General features: G+C 70.9%; 20 protein-coding genes. 7 read left to right on the forward strand and 13 right to left on the reverse strand.

The genetic code is table 11. From position 1 onward, the window contains the following. Positions 1-85: 85 nt before the first annotated feature. Positions 86-1,465 carry a sugar porter family MFS transporter gene (locus tag D8670_RS17300; RefSeq protein WP_121819380.1) on the forward strand — a complete coding sequence of 460 codons (1,380 nt, stop codon included), beginning with the start codon at positions 86-88 and terminating at the stop codon, positions 1,463-1,465. A 57-nt stretch (positions 1,466-1,522) separates the two neighbouring features. Here the strand turns inward: D8670_RS17300 and D8670_RS17305 are convergent, their stop codons facing one another. Further along, the gene (locus D8670_RS17305; protein ID WP_121819381.1) at positions 1,523-1,996 is read right to left on the reverse strand and encodes a redoxin domain-containing protein; all 474 of its coding nucleotides are present in this window, start codon (positions 1,994-1,996) and stop codon (positions 1,523-1,525) included. A gap of 181 nt (positions 1,997-2,177) precedes the next feature. Here D8670_RS17305 and D8670_RS17310 point away from each other — a divergent pair, with 181 nt between their 5' ends. Together D8670_RS17310 and ric are read left to right on the forward strand one after the other, a co-directional pair. Next, positions 2,178-3,209, forward strand: coding sequence for a DUF2249 domain-containing protein (locus tag D8670_RS17310; RefSeq protein WP_121819382.1), 1,032 nt, complete (start codon positions 2,178-2,180; stop codon positions 3,207-3,209). Between the two features lie 5 nt (positions 3,210-3,214). Next, the gene (gene ric, locus D8670_RS17315; RefSeq protein ID WP_121819383.1) at positions 3,215-3,922 is read left to right on the forward strand and encodes an iron-sulfur cluster repair di-iron protein; all 708 of its coding nucleotides are present in this window, start codon (positions 3,215-3,217) and stop codon (positions 3,920-3,922) included. 178 nt (positions 3,923-4,100) lie between these two features. On the opposite strand, the gene D8670_RS17320 is transcribed toward ric, so the two are convergent. Beyond that, positions 4,101-5,150 (reverse strand): hypothetical protein, encoded by a 1,050-nt coding sequence (locus D8670_RS17320; RefSeq protein ID WP_205254108.1) that lies wholly within the window; start codon positions 5,148-5,150, stop codon positions 4,101-4,103. A 254-nt stretch (positions 5,151-5,404) separates the two neighbouring features. Between D8670_RS17320 and D8670_RS17325 the strand changes: the two genes are divergently transcribed. After that, positions 5,405-6,178: an MOSC domain-containing protein gene (locus tag D8670_RS17325; RefSeq protein WP_121819384.1), complete on the forward strand. Its 774-nt coding sequence runs from the start codon at positions 5,405-5,407 to the stop codon at positions 6,176-6,178. A gap of 93 nt (positions 6,179-6,271) precedes the next feature. Here the strand turns inward: D8670_RS17325 and D8670_RS17330 are convergent, their stop codons facing one another. From D8670_RS17330 to D8670_RS21560, 4 genes are all read right to left on the reverse strand, one after another. Next, a complete protein-coding gene (locus D8670_RS17330) occupies positions 6,272-6,922 on the reverse strand; it encodes a helix-turn-helix domain-containing protein (RefSeq protein ID WP_121819385.1) in 651 nt (216 codons plus the stop codon). Positions 6,923-7,151: 229 nt separating this feature from the next. After that, complete coding sequence (locus D8670_RS17335; protein ID WP_121819386.1) at positions 7,152-7,775, reverse strand: DUF7998 family protein; 624 nt, start codon at positions 7,773-7,775, stop codon at positions 7,152-7,154. Positions 7,776-7,886: 111 nt separating this feature from the next. Beyond that, the gene (locus tag D8670_RS17340) at positions 7,887-8,174 is read right to left on the reverse strand and encodes a sulfurtransferase TusA family protein (protein WP_121819703.1); all 288 of its coding nucleotides are present in this window, start codon (positions 8,172-8,174) and stop codon (positions 7,887-7,889) included. A gap of 5 nt (positions 8,175-8,179) precedes the next feature. After that, complete coding sequence (locus D8670_RS21560) at positions 8,180-9,154, reverse strand: hypothetical protein (RefSeq protein ID WP_121819387.1); 975 nt, start codon at positions 9,152-9,154, stop codon at positions 8,180-8,182. 280 nt (positions 9,155-9,434) lie between these two features. Here D8670_RS21560 and D8670_RS17350 point away from each other — a divergent pair, with 280 nt between their 5' ends. Beyond that, positions 9,435-9,743: a CGCGG family putative rSAM-modified RiPP protein gene (locus tag D8670_RS17350; RefSeq protein WP_121819388.1), complete on the forward strand. Its 309-nt coding sequence runs from the start codon at positions 9,435-9,437 to the stop codon at positions 9,741-9,743. A gap of 97 nt (positions 9,744-9,840) precedes the next feature. After that, the gene (locus tag D8670_RS17355) at positions 9,841-10,713 is read left to right on the forward strand and encodes a hypothetical protein (protein WP_121819389.1); all 873 of its coding nucleotides are present in this window, start codon (positions 9,841-9,843) and stop codon (positions 10,711-10,713) included. A gap of 37 nt (positions 10,714-10,750) precedes the next feature. Here D8670_RS17355 and D8670_RS17360 read toward each other — a convergent pair whose 3' ends face one another. After that, a complete protein-coding gene (locus tag D8670_RS17360; RefSeq protein WP_121819390.1) occupies positions 10,751-11,218 on the reverse strand; it encodes a metal-dependent transcriptional regulator in 468 nt (155 codons plus the stop codon). A 195-nt stretch (positions 11,219-11,413) separates the two neighbouring features. Between D8670_RS17360 and D8670_RS17365 the strand changes: the two genes are divergently transcribed. Next, positions 11,414-11,647: a DUF2249 domain-containing protein gene (locus D8670_RS17365; RefSeq protein WP_121819704.1), complete on the forward strand. Its 234-nt coding sequence runs from the start codon at positions 11,414-11,416 to the stop codon at positions 11,645-11,647. Between the two features lie 23 nt (positions 11,648-11,670). Here D8670_RS17365 and D8670_RS17370 read toward each other — a convergent pair whose 3' ends face one another. From D8670_RS17370 to D8670_RS17395, 6 genes are read right to left on the reverse strand one after another with little or no spacing between them, the layout of a single operon-like run. Continuing rightward, positions 11,671-12,132: a molybdopterin-dependent oxidoreductase gene (locus D8670_RS17370; RefSeq protein WP_121819391.1), complete on the reverse strand. Its 462-nt coding sequence runs from the start codon at positions 12,130-12,132 to the stop codon at positions 11,671-11,673. Positions 12,133-12,144: 12 nt separating this feature from the next. Further along, positions 12,145-13,542 (reverse strand): P-loop NTPase, encoded by a 1,398-nt coding sequence (locus D8670_RS17375; RefSeq protein WP_121819392.1) that lies wholly within the window; start codon positions 13,540-13,542, stop codon positions 12,145-12,147. Between the two features lie 2 nt (positions 13,543-13,544). Continuing rightward, entirely contained in the window at positions 13,545-14,375 is an 831-nt protein-coding gene (locus D8670_RS17380; protein ID WP_121819393.1) for a HEAT repeat domain-containing protein, read from the reverse strand. Continuing rightward, on the reverse strand, positions 14,372-15,265 hold the full coding sequence (locus D8670_RS17385) for a DUF8068 family protein (protein ID WP_121819394.1): 894 nt from the start codon (positions 15,263-15,265) through the stop codon (positions 14,372-14,374). The genes D8670_RS17380 and D8670_RS17385 overlap by 4 nt, the downstream gene beginning before the upstream one ends. Further along, a complete protein-coding gene (locus D8670_RS17390; RefSeq protein ID WP_121819395.1) occupies positions 15,262-16,026 on the reverse strand; it encodes a molecular chaperone TorD family protein in 765 nt (254 codons plus the stop codon). Before D8670_RS17390 ends, D8670_RS17385 begins: the two co-directional genes overlap by 4 nt. After that, entirely contained in the window at positions 16,023-16,904 is an 882-nt protein-coding gene (locus D8670_RS17395; RefSeq protein WP_121819396.1) for an ethylbenzene dehydrogenase-related protein, read from the reverse strand. The genes D8670_RS17390 and D8670_RS17395 overlap by 4 nt, the downstream gene beginning before the upstream one ends. Positions 16,905-16,936: the final 32 nt, after the last annotated feature.

The following is a 16,936-nucleotide window of genomic DNA, read 5'->3' on the forward strand; positions in this document are numbered from 1 at the left end:
CGTACGGCGATTTCGGCGGCGGTTCAGCCCCGGTCGCGTGGCAAAGAGAATATATTTACACGAAGCCGAGTAACTTTTTCCTTGGATGTCTACAGCCACGATACGGGACGTCATACGCGGTGACGGTGACCGATTCGTGTACATCGTCTCGGCGCTGGCGGCACTGAACGGACTACTGTTCGGGTTCGACACCGGCATCATCTCCGGCGCGTTTCTGTTCATCGAGGACACCTTCGTCATGTCCCCCCTCGTCGAGGGGATCATCGTCAGCGGAGCGATGGCCGGCGCGGCGGTCGGCGCGGCCGTCGGCGGGCAACTGGCGGACAGGATCGGCCGCCGGCGGCTCATCCTCCTCGCGGCCGGCGTCTTCTTCCTCGGCTCGTTCACGATGGCCGTGGCCCCGACCGTCCCCGTGCTGGTCGCGGGGCGGTTGATCGACGGGGTGGCGATCGGGTTCGCCTCGATAGTCGGTCCCCTGTACATCTCGGAGATCGCGCCGCCCCGGATCCGCGGCGCGCTCACCTCGCTGAACCAGCTCATGGTGACCACGGGGATCCTGCTCTCGTACTTCGTCAACTTCGCGTTCGCCGACGCGGGCGCGTGGCGCTGGATGCTCGGGGCGGGGATGGTCCCCGCGGTCGTGCTCGCCGTCGGGATGCTGAAGATGCCCGAGAGCCCGCGCTGGCTCTTCGAGCGCGGCCGGGAGGACGAGGCCCGCGCGGTGCTCCGGCGCACTCGCCAGGACGGCGTCGAAGCAGAACTCGACGAGATCGCCGAGACGGTGGAGAAACAGGCCGATAGCGGCCTGCGGGACCTGATCGCGCCCTGGCTCCGCCCCGCGCTCGTGGTGGGCCTCGGACTCGCGGTCTTCCAGCAGATCACCGGCATCAACGCGGTCATCTACTACGCCCCCACGATCCTCGAGTCGACCGGCTTCGGCGGCGTCACGTCGATCCTCGCGACGGTCGGGATCGGGACGATAAACGTAGTGATGACCGTCGTCGCCATCGCGCTAGTCGACCGCGTCGGTCGCCGGAAACTGCTGCTCGTCGGCGTCTCCGGGATGGTCGTCACGCTCGCCGTCCTCGGGATCGTGTTCTACCTGCCCGGGTTCGGCAGCGTGCTCGGGATCGTCGCGACGGTCAGCCTGATGTCGTTCGTGGCGTTTTTCGCCATCGGGCTGGGTCCGGTCTTCTGGCTGCTCATCTCCGAGATCTACCCGCTCGCCGTCCGCGGCTCCGCGATGGGCGCCGTCACGGTCGCGAACTGGGGCGCGAACCTCCTCGTCTCCCTCACCTTCCCCGTCCTGACGGCCCGGCTCGGGACACCGTCGACGTTCTGGCTGTTCGGGCTGTGTAGCCTCGTCGGGCTCGCGTTCGTCTACCGGCTCGTCCCCGAAACGAAAGGGCGGTCGCTCGAAGCCATCGAGAACGACCTGCGGGAGAACGTGTCGCTGACCGACTGACGACCGGCGGCGTCGCCCTTTCCTCGTGTCTTACCGTCGCTGATCCCCTGCGCCGACCTACGCCGCCTCCACTGTCTCCACCAGTTCGTCGTACGGGGGCTCGTTCGTCGGGTCGTCGGCGACCCAGGAGTACGCGACCGTCCCCTCGTCGTCGAGGACGTACACGGCGCGGTTCGCGATCCCGAACAGGCCGAGGTCTGGGATGTCTGTCTCGAGGTCGTACTCCCGGATCGCCTCGCCGCTCATGTCGCTGACGAGATCGAACTCGATACCGTGCTCCTCGCGGAACGCCCCCTGCGAGAACGGCGAATCGGCGCTCACGCCGAACACGGTCGCGCCGGCGCCCTCGAAGTCGTCGATGCGCTCCTGCATGGCGACCATCTCGTTCGTACACGGCGGCGTGAACGCCCCCGGGAAGAACGCGAGGACGACCGGTCCGTCGCCGATGTGGTCGCCGAGGTCGAAATCCTCGTGGTCGCTCGTCCCCTTCGTCGCCGAGAACACTGGTGCGGAATCTCCGGTGGACAGCATCGTCCTTCGTTAGGGGCCGATACTAGTTAAAACCAAACGCGAACGCCGGAGCGACAACGCGTCACCCGCTCGCCGATAGCCGGTGAGCGAGTGACGGTCGGGATCCCTACCTCCCGCCGTACCGTGCGGATGAAGGCGTTCGCCAAAGGGCCTATTCGGGACTCCCGCCAAGGTCGGACCGATGACGCTCGATCTCCGCGACCGGCCGCGAGCGGACCGCAGCGAACAGGTGTTCGATCTGCTTGACGACGTCGACGGCGGCGACTCGGTGGACATCGTCGGTCCTCGGCGGACGGAGCTGTATCTGCAGTGGTACCAGATCAAACGCGGCCGCCAGTTAGACTGGCGGACGACCAGGGCGGACGACGCGCTGGAGGTCAGCGTCACGAAAGCGGAACCGTTCGGCGACGGGGAGCGAAGCGAGTTCGACGTCCGCGAGATGCCGCCCCAGCGCCGCCACGAGGTCCTCCTAGACACGTTCGACGCCCTCGACCCGGAGGAGGGGTTCGTCCTGGTGAACGACCACGACCCCAAACCGCTGTATCACGAGCTGCGGTCGACCCGCGGCGACGTGATCGACTGGGAGTACCTGAGCGAGGGCTCCAACGAGTGGCGGGTAGAGATCGTCAAGACCGGGGCGTCGGACCCGGCTGACGACGGAGTCGTCACGAAGTTCGACGTCCGCGAGATCCCGAAGCCTGAGCGCCACCCGACGATCCACCACCGGTACGGGATGATCCCGGACGGAGGGACGATGGAGATCGTCGCGCCGCACGAACCGCGCCCCCTGTACGGCGAGTTCCGGGAACGGTACGGCGAGTCGTTCTCGTGGGACGTGATCGAGGACGAGCCCGGCCGCTGTCGCGTGCAGATCACCAAAGCGGAGGACGCCGAGACGGGGAGCGGAGACGACTCGGCGGCGGCACAGTCGCTGGAGGTGACGGCGGAGATAGACGTCCGCGATCTCCCGCCCGCTCGACGCCACGAGAAGATATTCGAGGAGTACGAGGGGCTCCGGTCGGGCGAGGCGTTCGTCCTCGTGAACGACCACGACCCGAAGCCGCTCTACCACCAGTTCGAGGCCGAGGCCGGGGACGAGTTCAGGTGGGAGTACCGGCTGAAAGACCCCGGCAAGTTCAGGGTGCTCATCGGCAAGGCCGACGCGTCAGGCACCGAGACGACTACGAACGAGACCCCCAACGCACCGTTCTGATCGCCATGACCGAAACGTCTCTCGACCCGGACCGACGGCTCGGCGAACTGGTCACCGAAGCGCCCGAGCTCGCGCGAGCGCTCGAGTCCCTCGGGATCGACTACTGCTGCGGCGGGGACCGGACGCTCGCCGAGGCGTGCGCCGAGGCGGACCTCGACCTCTCGACCGTCCGCGAGCGACTGGCGGACGCGCGCCGGACGGACGCCGACGAGCGGATCGAGCGCGAGTCGCTGTCGGCCCTCGTCGACGACATCGTCTCCACGCACCACGAGTACCTCCGGGATGAGCTCCCGCAGCTCGAAGAGCTCGTCCGGAAGGTCCGGAGCGTTCACGGCGAGAACCACCCGGAGCTCCGCGAGGTCGAGTCGGAGTTTATCGCCCTCTCGGAGGAGATGCGGACCCACACCGAAGAGGAGGAAACGGACGCGTTCCCGGTCGTCGAGAAGCTCGACCGCGGCGAGCCGCTCGACGGCGCCGAGGCCGAGACGCTCCGCGAGACGTTCGAGGACCTCGAAGCGGACCACGACGAGACCGCGGCCCGCCTCGAACGGATCGCTGACCTGACCGACGACTACGCGGTGCCGGACGACGCCTGTCCGAGCTACCGGAGCATGCTCGACCGGCTCGAAGCGCTCGAACGGGACACGCACATGCACGTTCACAAGGAGAACAACGTCCTCTTCGAGGAGGCCGAGAAGCGGCTGTCCGGCTGACCCGCCCGCCGGGGCGCTCCGACGATATCGCCGCTCGATTCGCGACCCCCCATCACGCCAACCGCCGGACGAGCAGGTAAGAGTATCCGACGGTCCCCAGCAGCGCGAGCGCCGCGCCGAGCGTTCTGATCCGCTGAAGCGAGGGAAGGGTACCGACCGCCTTGAGGACGCCGCCGCTTCAGAGCGCGAGGATCGTGGTCAGGGCGACCCGTTCTGTCGCTCCCGGGAACCCCCCGGCCGTCACCGGGAAGAACTGGTAGGCGTAGCCGAGTATCGTCAGCAGCAGGAACCCGTCGAGGACGAGCGGGACGTGGACGGCGACCGCGAGGCCGGTCTCGATCCCGAGCGCGCCGACGGCGGCGACCCCGACGGCCGCGACGCCGCCGAGCGCCCCGAGACCGATCCCGTAGAGCCCGACCCGCCGCCGGTCGGTTCGGTACGCGACGACGGCGACAAGGGCGGCGTAGCCCGCCATCGCGACGAGTTCCAGCCCCGCTCCGACGAGGAACCACGGCGGCCGCCAGAACGCCGCCGACAGCACGGCCGGTGCGACTGCCCCGCAGCAGAGCACGGTCCGCGAGAGGGCCGACGGCGGCGTCACGTGGAAGAAGCCGGTCAGCAGTCTGGTCCCGAGAGCGAAGATCAGCAGCGCGGCGAACCCGGTCCCGTAGTAGTGCACGACCATCGGGAGCGTCGCGCCGATCGGGTCCGGAAACGGGGGCGTCGCGGAGAGCAAGGCGACGGTTCCGACGACGAGGTAGCCGACCGCGACCGGGATCGCTACCGTGCCGAGCCGCGTCGAGCGCTGCGGCCGTTCGCCGGCGCGGAGGACGACTTCTGGGTCGGCCGCTATCGCGGGGAGAACCGTCCGGAGGAGCGTCCAGACGAAGATCCCGACGCCCGCGCTCCACAGGGTCGCGCCGACGGCGGTGACGGGGCCGCCGAGTTCGAAGACCGAGTCGCCGGCGAGCAGCCCCACTCCGGCGTACGCGAGGGCGAAGTGGACGCCCGGGAGCCGCCGCGCGGAGAGCGTTCGTCCGACGTACGACGGGAGCAGGAGGTACGCCATGCCGAACACCATCGGCAGCGCGGCGCCGAGAAGACCGACGACGGCGACCGTTCGGAGCGACGGATCGCCGAGGAACGCGGCCTGCAGCGCGACCATCGAGAGGGCGCTCGCGACCGCGAAGCACCGCGTCCACCGGCTCAGGCCGCCGCTGACGGCCATGTTTCGGAGAACGAACGGTCTTCGGTCATCGAGGGGTCGCCGCGCGGTACGCGCTGGCGTCCGTTCGACGGGCGATTACGGCGTTTCGGGCGTTCGGACTCGGCTCTAGCGACTGCCACGGCGCTCACCGGTCGAGGTAGGGAACGCTCTCACAGAAACCTGTGCCCGCATATATTCGCCGGCCCCGATCGGCCGGCCTCGAACGATCGTCTTCGAACGAACCTCTATTGACGTGGGGCGCTCATCCCCGATCGATGGGCCGCCTCGAAGGACTCAGGGTGTTTCCGGTGAAAGGACTGGACGGTATCGACGTGGAAGCGACCGAGATCCTCGACGGTGGGACGCTGAGCCGCGACCGGGAGTTCGCGCTCTTCGACGCGGAGGGCGACGTCGTCAACGGGAAGCGGACCGACCGCGTGCACGACCTCGCGACCGACTTCGACCCGGCGTCGGGGGCGTTGCGGGTCGAAGCGCCCGACGGCGAGGTCCGTCGGTTCGACCTCGCCGAGGACCGCGAGCGGGCCGAACGGTGGTTCAGCGACTTCTTCGACGCGGACCTGACGCTCCGGCGAGACGCCTCGCTGGGGTACGTCGACCGGCGCGAGATGGGGCCGTCGGTCGTCAGCACGGCCACGCTCGAAACGGTCGCGTCGTGGTTCGACGGGATGAGCGTCGAGAGCGCGCGCCGCCGGCTCCGCGCGAACGTCGAGGTCTCGGGCGTCCCGGCGTTCTGGGAGGACCGGTTCGTCGGCGACGGGGCGCCGGCTTTCGAGGTCGGCGGCGTCCCCTTCGAGGGGGTCACGCCCTGCGGCCGCTGCGTCGTCCCGAGTCGAGACCCGGACACCGGCGAGCCGACCCCCGAGTTCCGGGAGCGGTTCGTGCGAAAACGGCGAGAATCGTTCCCGGAGTGGGCCGACGAGGGCGCGTTCGACCACCACTACTCGCTGATGATCATCGCTCGGGTCCCGGAGCCCGACCGCGGTCGAACGCTCCGCGTCGGCGACAAGGTGGACGTGGTCGAACGGTAGGTCCCGCGGCTGAGCCGCCAGACGAGCGACGATCTCGGTCGTCAAACCCGGAGCGGCGCGCTCGGAGTGAGCGATGGCTTCCTCAGTCGTCCGTCACCGCGGCGTCGCTCGGGGGTCCCGCAAGTCGTTCACGTACTCCTTCAGGACGCGCTCCTCGGCGCGGTGGAGGATCTCGCTGCACGTCGACTTCGCGATGTCGAGGTCGTCTGCGAGCTCCACCAGGGTCGTCCGCCTCGGCGTGTCGTAGTACCCGCGGTCGATCGCTTCGTCGACCAGCCACAGCTGGCGGTCGGTCAACAGCGAGTCCGACTCGACGTCCTGTTGCACCCGCTCCACGGTGTACGGGATCCCGACGTCGTCGAGCGTGTCTCCGAGCTTCGAGAGGTTCCGCTGGGGGAGCGTCTCCGCGAGCGTCATCTCGCCGTCTCTCACCTCGAAGGGCGTGTCCAGCGGCACGCCGGAACTCTGGAGCGAGGTCATCAACAGCGGCACGGTCGTCTCGACCTGTACCCGTCTGCCGTCGCCGTCGGTCTCGAACTCCGTCAGGTCCGTCACCGATTCGTACTCCCGGATTTGGTCACAGACCGCTGCGGGGTCGCCGCCGAGTAGCTCGATCCGGGCGACGCCGGTCGCGTCGTTCGCGGTCGCCGCGAGGACGCGGAACTCGGTGTCGGGATTCGCTCGGGAGACTTCGCCGATCCATACCGAGTCCGGGACCGTTATCGCGAGTTCTACGTAGGGCATGTTGTGGCGTGGTTCGGTCCTCGGACCGCCCGCGCCCGGGTCGATCCGATTCCCTCCTGCCCGCACGTTTTCGGCCGGCCTAAAAATATGTTGGCGTGAATATCTTCGGGACGAACTGCAGTGTCCGCTCCGCGGGTCGGTGCCGACCGCGAACGAGTCGTTCACGCCGGCGGATCAGCGCCGGCGACCGTCGGGCCGGTCGCGCTGTCGTTGAAGCCCGCCCGTCTCCTCAGAACGGGGCGTCCGGCGACCCCCGACTGGCGCTCTCGGATTCCTTGGCCTGTTCCATCGGGGTCGAGCCGACTTCAGCGCTGTCCTCGGGGTCCGCCGACACGTCGCCGGTCGCCAGGAACGTCTCCTCGAGCTCCGCGAGCTGGTCGTTTATCGCCTCGCTCTGGTGGTGCATCGGCGCCGCGCGGACCCGGACGAGGTCGTACTCGTGGCGCTCGGTGAGCCCGTTCCAAGCGCGAAACGACCCGATCGTCAGCGTGTGGGTCTGCGGACAGAACGGGGTCGTCGGCGTGAACTCCGCGCGCAACACGCGGTCGACCTCGTCCTCCTCGACGGCGCCGTCGCCGTCGGTCCGTTCGACGGCGTAGCGGTAGCCGGCGTTCCGGTGACGCGTGTCCAGGTTCAACCGGGCGAGGTTGTAGTTGAACGTCATGTCGTAGACCTTCCGCTCCTCGAACAGCTCGCGAGTCAGCCGGTGGAAGGCGACGTGGTCCCGTCCTTCGAGGACGTCGTGGCCCTCGAGGAACCGCTCCGGCCTCGGCGCGTTGTCGGGGACGAACTCGTCGTAGCCGTCGAACAGTTCGTCGTCGCTCTCCCCGAACGGAGACGGTATGCTCGGCATGGGTGCGGCTACGCCGACGCCCGGGGTACGGCTATTGCCGGAGATATTCGCGGTGCGACGTAATACGTCCGGCCCGGCCGCCGCGAGATCCCGCGTCGGCGTCCGGACGCGTCACGGCTCGCGGTGGATCTCGAGATACGTCGTGTACTCCCGCCTGAAGAGCCGCTTCCGTTCGGACTCGATCGCGAGCAGTTCGTGGCCAGTCTGGTCGGCTAACCGCGGGTACTCCTCCTCGGCCCGCCGGTCGGTGCTCTTGATGACGAGTACTGCGCCCTTCGGGAGGTCTTCGAGGGCTCGCTGGACGCGCGCGATGCCGCTCGCGCACCCGCGGCCGCGGTTGTCGACGGTCATGTCCGGTTCGACGTCGGGCGCGGCGTCGGGGACGGCGGGTTCGGTCACGCTCGTCACCTCCCTCCGTCGGTCGGCCCGTCGTCGGCCGCCGCTCCGAGGTCGTCGAGATCGCAGACACCGTCGATCGGGGAACACGCCCGCCACATCGGACAGAGCGTGAAGATGACGACCAGCGCACCGATGAACCCGACCTTCGCGAGGACGGCGAGCCCTAGCGTCGTTTCGAGGTACGCCCCGCTCGCGGTTCCGAGCGTGTCGACCGCCTGGTACAGCCCCGTGAGAAACAGCGTCGGGATGATGATCCGGACGGCCCACCGGAACCGTTCGAGCTGTTCGCCCGCCGCCCGTGCGACGGCCGCCGTTGGCCGCCGCTTCCCCGTCGGGACCGCGACGAAGATGTTCCAGACCGCGCCGCCGATCCAGACCGCGAACGCGAGCAGGTGCAGCGCCCGCACGCCGGCGGCGACGGGTTCGAACCCGCGGATGGCAACCTCCATGAGGGCCGTCGAGACGGTGACCGCGAGAGCGAGTCCCAGCGCCGTCGCGCCGAGGCGGCTCCGGAACCGGTCGTCGACGGCTCCCGTCCGTCGCGTCGTCCCCGCCGCGGCCGCGATCGCGAGCCCGAGCAGCGCACAGTAACCGACCACTGTCGGACCGTAGTCGAGCCGCGACGCGTACGTCCCGGCGACCGCGGCGCCGCTGACGGCCAGCACGACGAGCGCGCCGGCCGCGATCCGGTCGAACCGGTCGTACATCTCCGCGCAGTAGCCCTGCGCTCCGGCCGCGAGGTCGTCCGGGCGGACGAAGCCGTGCTTCCAGAGCAGTCCGCCGGCGAGAACGCCGAGGGAGACGAAGTACGCCCACCTCGCCGCCGCGAGCGCGGCGTCGCTACCGGCCAGCGTCGTCGACGCCCACGCCCCGACGAGCGACGCGGCGAGGATGACGCCGAGCGCGATCTTCGGCAGGACGTACTTGTCGAAGAGGTCGGTCGCTTCCCGGGTCTCGGTCCGCGTAGGTGAATCTGACATGGTCGACGGGGGCTCCCTGCCGACGGTTTAGGTCTCCCAAAACTAAGGCGCGGGGCCGGAGATATTCGGGCGAGGAAACACGGGGGCACGTTGGAAAGGTGTCCGGTATGGAGACGGTTTCGTACGATCGAGCGGTGGACGCGACGCGAGGCTCCGCGGTCGGAGCGACCGCGGGACGATGCAGGCGGGCGTTCGCCGGCGACGAGCGACGTTTGCCCCGCGGTAACGGTGCGGACCGGACTGCGGTGCGAGACACGGCGGCGAAACGGGAGTTGATCTGATGGGGTCGAACGCGTACGCGGACCGCGAACCGGTCACGACGCGGCGTCACGACCGAGCGTGGACGGCGGACCTGGAGACCGACGAGCACGCGGCCGACCGCCGGCTGGTCGTCGCGGAGGGGATCGAGGCCGTCGAACTGACGAGCCCCGGGCGGTTCGTCGACATCGTCACCCCCGAGCGTCACGGTCACCCGTCGTCGTACCTCTACCCGGCGCTGCGCTCGCTGGACGCGGATCTGCGGCTCTCCGACGAGGACCGCTGTTCCTGCGGCGGGTACGTCACGCGAGCGTTCCTCGGCGGGGAGTGACCGGCCGGCCCCGTTCGCCGGGCGCACCGTTTCGACGCCGGAGAGCTTCGGGAGGAGGCATTTACCGCCCCGCTCCGAGAGACGAGATACGAGCGTCATGGACACGACTCGAACGGACTCGACAGAGGCGTCGTGGCGGCGGGTCCCGCCCGATTCGGTCGCCGCGCCCGTCGTCCGACGGGTTCCGTACCTCGAACTGAAGCTCGAACACCCCTCGCTGGACCCGACCGCCAGCGGCGAGCAGTTCTACCCGGACGCGGTACCGTACGAGGTCGACGGCGAGCACCGGGTGTTTTACTGGCGCTCCGGGCTCCCGGACGCTGCCCCCGACCCAGCCGATTGGCGGCTCGCGTGCGCGACGACCCACGGGCTCGCCGGCGCGGAGTCCCTCCCCGCGTCGCCCCCGCCGCTGACGACTGACGGGGCGGTCGGGACGGTCGTCGTCGTGGACGGCACCGTCGCCGGCGAGGTGACGACGGCGAGGCTCGACTCGTACGCGGTCCCGAGCGTCCGGATCGAGGCGGTCGACAACTCTGCGGTCGAACTCTCCGCCAACGGGACGAGCTACGCCGTCCCGAGCGGCGACCGTCGGCGGATCGAACTCCCGCGACAGCGGGTCGAAGCGCCGGGCAAGGACGACCCCTCGCGGACGGTGACGCCGGTGCTCGCCGCCAGGTATCCCGGCCCTCGGACCGTCTACCATCCGGCGCCGGGGGCGTCGTACCGCCTGTTCCCCTCGTTCGGGCTCGACCTCTCCGCGGTCCCGAACCCGCTGCCGGTGCCGCTCGCGGCCGGGGAACTCGACGACGAGCGGCTGGCTGAAACGATCGGCGTCGATCTGTCCGCGCGGCCGTACGCCGAACGCGTCCTCTGGCAGGCGTTCGCCTACACCGCGTTCGACCCACATGCGGACTCGACGCCGAAACTGGCACAGCTACCGCGCGGGCACGTCGCGCTCCGCGTCGACTAGCGGCGTTAGGACGACTCGACGGTCGCTCGCCGCGGGGTCAGACCGCGCAGCACTTGACGTCCCGCCCCGACTCGGGACACAGTTCCAGACACGGGGCGGTGACGAGTTCCCGGAGCCGAGCGATCCCGTCTCTCGGCAGCGCGACGCCGATCTCCAGCGCCGTCCGGTCGTCGAGCGCCGTCCCCAGCACCGAATCGAAGAAGCTCGTCACGACGCAGAACCGCCACGCGACGCGCGCCGCCAGCGCCTCTCCGCGACTCGTGAGCGTCACCCCCCGGTACTTCTCGTGGTCGACTAGCCCCCGGTCGTCGAGCTTCGAGACCATCTCGGACGCGCTGGCGGGCGTTACGCCCAGCCGCTCCCTGAGGTCGCCGGTCGCGATTCGGTCCGCCTCGTCCGTCGACAGCGCGTCGATCGCGAAGAGGTACCGCGCTGTCGTGCGCTCCACGTCCGACGGCGAGGGCGACGTGGACGGTGACGCCCGCACCCGGTCGTTCGACGACATGCGTCACCGTTTCACACCCACTGGGGAAAACGTCGTCCCGAATTCCTTCCCCTCACGTGCCGCCGAGTGGCCGAACGACCCCTCTACCGGCGAGCGTCCGGCGACGGCCGACTCGTGCCGTCCCGTCGCCCGCGTCGAGACGCGAAGATCTTCGGGCGAACCCTCTCGATAGGCGCGGTCGATCGTTCGAACAGGATGTCAGGACGACAGCTCGACCTCCGCGAGATCCCCCCGCCGAAGCGACACCCGAAGATCTTCGACGCCTTCGAGGAGCTCGAGAGCGGGGAAGCGCTGACGCTCTTCAACGACCACGAACCGACGCCCCTCTATCACCAGATGGCCGCGGAGGTGGAGTCGTTCGACGCAGAGGGCTACACCGTCGACCGCATCGGTCCGCAGGAATTCATCGCGACCCTGCCGAAGAAGTAGTCGAGCGGCGCAGCGACCGGCGGTCAGCCAACCGACGGGTCCTCCCCGGGATCGAGCGAGACGGCCTCGATCCGCGCCAGCTCCTTCACCGACTGTTCTCCGTCGACGCCGGGACCGACGAATCGCGTCCCGGGGCCGGCGTCGACGAGATCCTCGCCGTCGCGGGCGAGAGCGACCAGCGCGTCGAGCGCGGTCGCTATCTCGACGTGGACGCGGTACCCGCTGTCGCTCGTCAGGCGGAGGTGCGTCGTCACCGGCGGCGCGCCGGCGGACACGAGCAGGTCCGGGACCGGCACGCCGGTCCACGACGCCGCGGTCCGGTCGCCGGTCGCGCAGACGACCGTGCACTCCCGTTCGACGGTCGGCCGCGCGTCGAGGTCCGTCCGCGTCAGCGCCAGCCGCTTCTCCCCGACGACCTCGACGGTCGCGCCGCCGTCCGCCTCGTGCTCAGGGCCACTCTGCGGGCCGCGGGGGTTGCGGGTCACGGGTCGCTTCGGTTACGGCCGGACGGCCGTAAGCACCCAGTCGTCGGGCGTCCGTCGCTCGACCGCGAACGGTTCGATCGCGCCCGGATCGGCGTCTGCGAGGTCGGCCAGGTACCCCCTGACGGGTGACGGGTCCCTGTCGCTGACGAGCGTGAGCGTCGCCCCGCTGTCGAGCGACGCGAACCGGTCCGCGACACGCTCGCGTCGCACTTCCGGGGGCTCGCCCCGAATGTCGACCGCGTCGTCGGGCACGTCCACGTCCCAGGCGGTCGCCGCGGCGTCGGTCACCGACTCCGCGAGTCGCTCCATCTCCGGCGGCGCGTCGCCGGGTGCGGGCGTCTCCTGGAGGTCCGTCGAGAACGGTATCTCGGCGAGGACCGGCGCGGACAGGGCGTCGGCGGGCGAGCTGCCGGGGAACAGGTCATGGTCGTCGCCGCAGGAGGGGCAGGTGAACCCGCCCATGTTGACGACGGCGCCGAGGACCGGCACGTCGTTGTCCCGGAACAGCTCGACGCTCCGCGCGGTGTCGTCGAGACTCGCCGGGAACGGGGTCGTCACGACGACGACGCCGTCGACCGGCACCTCCTGCAGCGTGGTGAGGACGACGTCGCCGGTGCCCGGCGGCAGGTCGATGACGAGCGTGTCCTCGGCGCGCCACGCAGCGTCCTCGAACAGCTCCGTCAGCGCGTCGTGAGCCATCGCGCCGCGCCAGGCGAGCGGCGCGCCGTCCTCCATCAGGCCGACGCTCATCACGTCGAGATCCGCGTCCGGGCCGGACGCGCCGACGGGAAGCGGTCGTCCCTCGTCGTCCGAACGGACGGGGCCGGACACGTCGAGGAGCCTCGGCACGTTCGGGCCGTGGATGTCGGCGTCGAACAGCCCCGTCGACCGTTCCGCGGCGAGCGCGCAGGCGAGGCCGGTCGAGACGGTCGACTTACCGACGCCCCCTTTCGCGCTAGCGACGGCGATCACCGTGTCGAACCCGGCGACTCCCTCGCTCCCGTCGCCCGCCGACGGGGCGACCGGCTCGACGTGGGCGCTCCCGACGCCGGGGACGTCGCGGACCGCCCGCAGCATCGCCTCCATCGCGCCGGTCGCGCTCGCCTCGTCGAACGCGTCGACGGCGGCCTCGACGGTCACGTCGGTCCCGTCGACCCGGATCGACTCCACCAGTCCCGCCTCGAAGACGTTCACGCCGGCGTCGGGGTCGCGGACGGCTCGCAGCGCGGCCTCCACGCGGTCTTCGAGGGGGCCCTCGTCCGGATTCGCGGTAGCAAGGCTGTCGTCCGGGCCGAGGGTGGCGGCGTCGGTATCCGTCTCCGCGGATCCACCGTTCGGTGGTGGGTTCTCGTCCGGTTCCCCGGACGGCGTGCGATCGGCGTCGGTCGTCGTGTGTGGGTTGTCGGTCATGCTCAGAGGTTCGGCGTTCGGTTGAGGTCGTCTTCGCCCGGCAGCGTACGGTCCGTCTCGTCGAGCGCGCCCGTGAACTGCCGGCGGAAACTGCCCGCGTCGACCTCCTGCGCGCGGGCGGCAGTCTCGCGGACGATACCGCTCTCGTCGTCCGCCAGCCGGTCCAGCGTCTCGCGGGCCCGCTCGTCGTCGACGCCCCCCAGCAGGTGTGCCGCCCACTCGCGGACCCGTTCGCTCGGGTCGTCGGCCGCGTCGACGAGCGCGGGGAGCGCGTCCTGGCCGCGGAGCTTGAACAGCGACACGATGGCGTTCCGGCGGGCGGCGTGATGCTCGTCGTCCAGCGCGGCCTCGATCGCGTCCTCGTGTTCGGCCCGGTCGAGCCGGTCCAGCGCGACCACGGCCTCCGCGCGGACCCACGGTTCGGGGTCGTCGGTCAGCGCGAGCGCCGTCTCCGCGGCCGCGGGACCGCCGAGCTTCGCTAACGCCTCGACGGCGAACTGCCGCACCTCGGCGTCGTCGTCGGTCGCGGCGGCGCTGCCCAGCGCACGGACTATGCGGTCGTCGCGCTCCCGCTCCGCGAGTTCGAGCGCGGCGCGGCGGCGCTCGACCGCGTCGTCGCCGGCGAGCGCGGCGATCAGCTCCGCCGCGGGGACGTCCTCGACCGGCTCGGTGTCGCTGGCAGCGAGCTCTTCCGGCGACGCCTCGCCGATCGTCACGTCGCGGTCGACCTCGATGTCCTCCAGCCCGTCGGGCTCCTCGTCGAACCCGGGGCTCCGCTCGGGGTGAAGCCCCGGATCCGGCGGCCCGTCGGTCGCCTCCTCCTCGTCTCTCATGCGGCCTCACCTCCCGGCGCGTCGGCGAGCAGCGCGACGGCGACGACGACCCCGAGCGCCCCGAGCAGCGTGCCGGGGACGCCGGCCGCGAGGAGCAGTCCCGCGCCGAGCGCGTCGTCGATAGTTCCCCCTCGAAGCGCGTGAACGAGTCCGGCGACGCCGGCCCCGACGGCGAGGACGACGAACGCGAGGGGCGCGCCGATGACCCCGCCACCGACGAGCAGCACCGCACCAGTCACGTACGGGGCGCTCGTCGCGACCCCGAACGTCAGAACGCCCGCGAGCGCCCCGACGATCAGGCTCGCTCGGTCGCCGCCGACGAGCAGCGACGTCAGCGCGACGCCGACCAGCGCCAGCCCGGCGCCGAGCGGGCGGAGCGTCGCGGCCGCCACGCCCGCCGTCGCAGCGAGCGAGGCGACGACGCCGGCAGTGAGGACGACCGCGACGCCGGCGCGCCGGACCGAGGCGGCACTCACATCACGCCGGAGCTGCCGGACGCGACTCCCGGCGGCGAGCCCGCCCCCGAAGACGACGCCGGTCGCGGCCGGGAGCCACGCCAGTGGCGACGCGAGCGCGACCAGCCCGAAGCCCCCAGCGAAGGCGAGGCCGACCCGCTCGCCGGGGGCGTCCGCGGTGCCCGCGACGAGCAGCGCCGCCAGCGCGGGGCCGACGACGGCGGCCGGGAGCGCGACGGTCGCGACCTCGACGAGGGGAGCGGGCAGCGGTCCCGGGGCGTTGTGGGCGACGCGGTACAGCGTCGCCGCCGCGACCGGGACGAGCGCGACCAGCCCCGCGGCGGTGCGCGTCGAAACCGGCGTCCCCGCCGAGAGCCGGGCGACGCCCCCTGTGACCCGGCCGGTTATCGCCTCCTCGACTCGGCGTCCGCTCACCGCGCGTCACCCCCTTCGAACCGGTCGGCGAGGGCGGCCTGGTCCGCGGTCACGAACCGGTCGAGGAAGGCGGCGAGTTCGCCGTAGAGCCCCGTGCCGCGCTCCTCGGCCATCCGGTCGGCGAGGCCGCCGGCGACGACGTGGAGGTGGCGGTCGTGGAGGTCGAGCCTGGCCCGCGCGGCGTCGGCCGATGACTCGGCCTCGCGGCGCGCGAGGTAGCCCGCGAACTCCAGCTGGTACGGGAGGTAGTCGTGGTTGTCGCGGGCCGACTGGTCGACCTCCAGACCGAAGTAGTCGTACGCCCGCGCCAGGTCCAGGTTCACGTCGTTCCACGACGCCTCGGGCCGGTAGGACGTCTCGTACAGCGACACCGCCGGCCCCTCGCTGTCGAGCGAGCCGTCGGTGCGGTCCTCGTACTCGGCGTAGCCGACCGTGAACAGGTCGTTGAACCGAGCACAGAGGGTCTCGTGGTCGTCGTCGACGGTCAGGTCCGGCGGGTCGACCGCCAGTCCGGTCGCGTCGACCAAGTCGCGACAGGTCGCGTCGACGCGGCCGTCCGCGATCCGGGCGTACAGCGACTCGTCGGGCTCGTCGAACAGGGTGGCGAGGAGCGCGTACACCCCGCCGCGGGCTGCCGCCTCGCGGTCGATCCGCCGCGGGTCGATGGTCGCGGGTGCGGCGGCTCCGTCCTCCTCGGCTCCGCTGTCTGTCCCGTCAGCGCCTGGTCCGTCCGGTCCGTCGCGGCTCGCGTCGGCGGTCATCTCGTCTCACCCCGCGTGGTCCGCACGGCGTGGATCGTCACCAAGGCGACGCCGGCGATAGCGAGCCCGGCGACGCTCCACAGTATCGTCTCGTACGGCGGTCCCTGGGGGCCGGATCCCAGCGGGAAGTGGTACCACTCGCTGACCGACTTCTGGCCGGACCGCTCCATGTTCGACCCGTTCCACGCCGCGAACGCGACGTCGACGTCGCGGTCGACGGCAAAGGAGGTCCGGTTCTCCGCGTCCGCCGGGATCTCCCGCGACATGACGACCGTCCAGCGGCCGTCCTCGTGGGTCGTCGACGTCTCCACCGCGGTCCGCTCGAACTCGGTCGTCGTTCCGGGACCGCCGGCGAGCAGCTCCTCCGACTCGCCGTCTGCGCTCCAGTACCAGACGTTCACGGGGTTGTCCGTCCCGCCCATCGCGATGGGCGGACGGGCGCTGCTGTTCGCCGGCAGCTGGACCGCGACGGCGTCGACGAACGCTCGCGGGCCGGTGGCGTTGCGGTCCGCGGTGCCGTCGGCCCACGAGAGCCGGAGGTAGAACCGGTCGTCCGTCCGGGCGGACTGGACGCTGAGCGTCTCGACGGTCGTGTCGCTGGCGTTCGGCACGCCGCTCGGCGCGGCGGCCATCGGCACGTCGACGGCGGGAACCGCGTTCCACGCCTCGCCCGTCGGGTCCTGCGGGTCCTCCTCGGCGTCGACCGACTCGACCGGGATCTGGTTCGCCGGCCGCGCGGCCGCGAGCATCGGCGCGAGCGCGGTCGTCACCAGGATGAGGCAGGCGACGACGACCGCGCCGACGGCGACGGACCGTCGATCGCCGGAACTTCCCGTTCGATTGTCGGCGCCGCGCCGCCGTTCGCGCGGTCCGCTCATCGCTGACCACCTCCGGTCCGGTACGCCGACCT

This window comes from Halostella limicola (assembly GCF_003675875.1).
In the GTDB taxonomy this organism is placed as follows: Archaea; Halobacteriota; Halobacteria; order Halobacteriales; family Natronoarchaeaceae; genus Halostella; species Halostella limicola.

What these genes read in the sequence shown, in the direction of transcription:
- D8670_RS17300 (WP_121819380.1), top strand. Translation starts at nt 86, where the DNA reads ATGTCTACAGCCACGATACGGGACGTCATACGCGGTGACGGTGACCGA.
- D8670_RS17305 (WP_121819381.1), bottom strand. Translation starts at nt 1,996, where the DNA reads ATGCTGTCCACCGGAGATTCCGCACCAGTGTTCTCGGCGACGAAGGGG.
- D8670_RS17310 (WP_121819382.1), top strand. Translation starts at nt 2,178, where the DNA reads ATGACGCTCGATCTCCGCGACCGGCCGCGAGCGGACCGCAGCGAACAG.
- ric (WP_121819383.1), top strand. Translation starts at nt 3,215, where the DNA reads ATGACCGAAACGTCTCTCGACCCGGACCGACGGCTCGGCGAACTGGTC.
- D8670_RS17320 (WP_205254108.1), bottom strand. Translation starts at nt 5,150, where the DNA reads ATGGCCGTCAGCGGCGGCCTGAGCCGGTGGACGCGGTGCTTCGCGGTC.
- D8670_RS17325 (WP_121819384.1), top strand. Translation starts at nt 5,405, where the DNA reads ATGGGCCGCCTCGAAGGACTCAGGGTGTTTCCGGTGAAAGGACTGGAC.
- D8670_RS17330 (WP_121819385.1), bottom strand. Translation starts at nt 6,922, where the DNA reads ATGCCCTACGTAGAACTCGCGATAACGGTCCCGGACTCGGTATGGATC.
- D8670_RS17335 (WP_121819386.1), bottom strand. Translation starts at nt 7,775, where the DNA reads ATGCCGAGCATACCGTCTCCGTTCGGGGAGAGCGACGACGAACTGTTC.
- D8670_RS21560 (WP_121819387.1), bottom strand. Translation starts at nt 9,154, where the DNA reads ATGTCAGATTCACCTACGCGGACCGAGACCCGGGAAGCGACCGACCTC.
- D8670_RS17350 (WP_121819388.1), top strand. Translation starts at nt 9,435, where the DNA reads ATGGGGTCGAACGCGTACGCGGACCGCGAACCGGTCACGACGCGGCGT.
- D8670_RS17355 (WP_121819389.1), top strand. Translation starts at nt 9,841, where the DNA reads ATGGACACGACTCGAACGGACTCGACAGAGGCGTCGTGGCGGCGGGTC.
- D8670_RS17360 (WP_121819390.1), bottom strand. Translation starts at nt 11,218, where the DNA reads ATGTCGTCGAACGACCGGGTGCGGGCGTCACCGTCCACGTCGCCCTCG.
- D8670_RS17365 (WP_121819704.1), top strand. Translation starts at nt 11,414, where the DNA reads ATGTCAGGACGACAGCTCGACCTCCGCGAGATCCCCCCGCCGAAGCGA.
- D8670_RS17375 (WP_121819392.1), bottom strand. Translation starts at nt 13,542, where the DNA reads ATGACCGACAACCCACACACGACGACCGACGCCGATCGCACGCCGTCC.
- D8670_RS17380 (WP_121819393.1), bottom strand. Translation starts at nt 14,375, where the DNA reads ATGAGAGACGAGGAGGAGGCGACCGACGGGCCGCCGGATCCGGGGCTT.
- D8670_RS17390 (WP_121819395.1), bottom strand. Translation starts at nt 16,026, where the DNA reads ATGACCGCCGACGCGAGCCGCGACGGACCGGACGGACCAGGCGCTGAC.
- D8670_RS17395 (WP_121819396.1), bottom strand. Translation starts at nt 16,904, where the DNA reads ATGAGCGGACCGCGCGAACGGCGGCGCGGCGCCGACAATCGAACGGGA.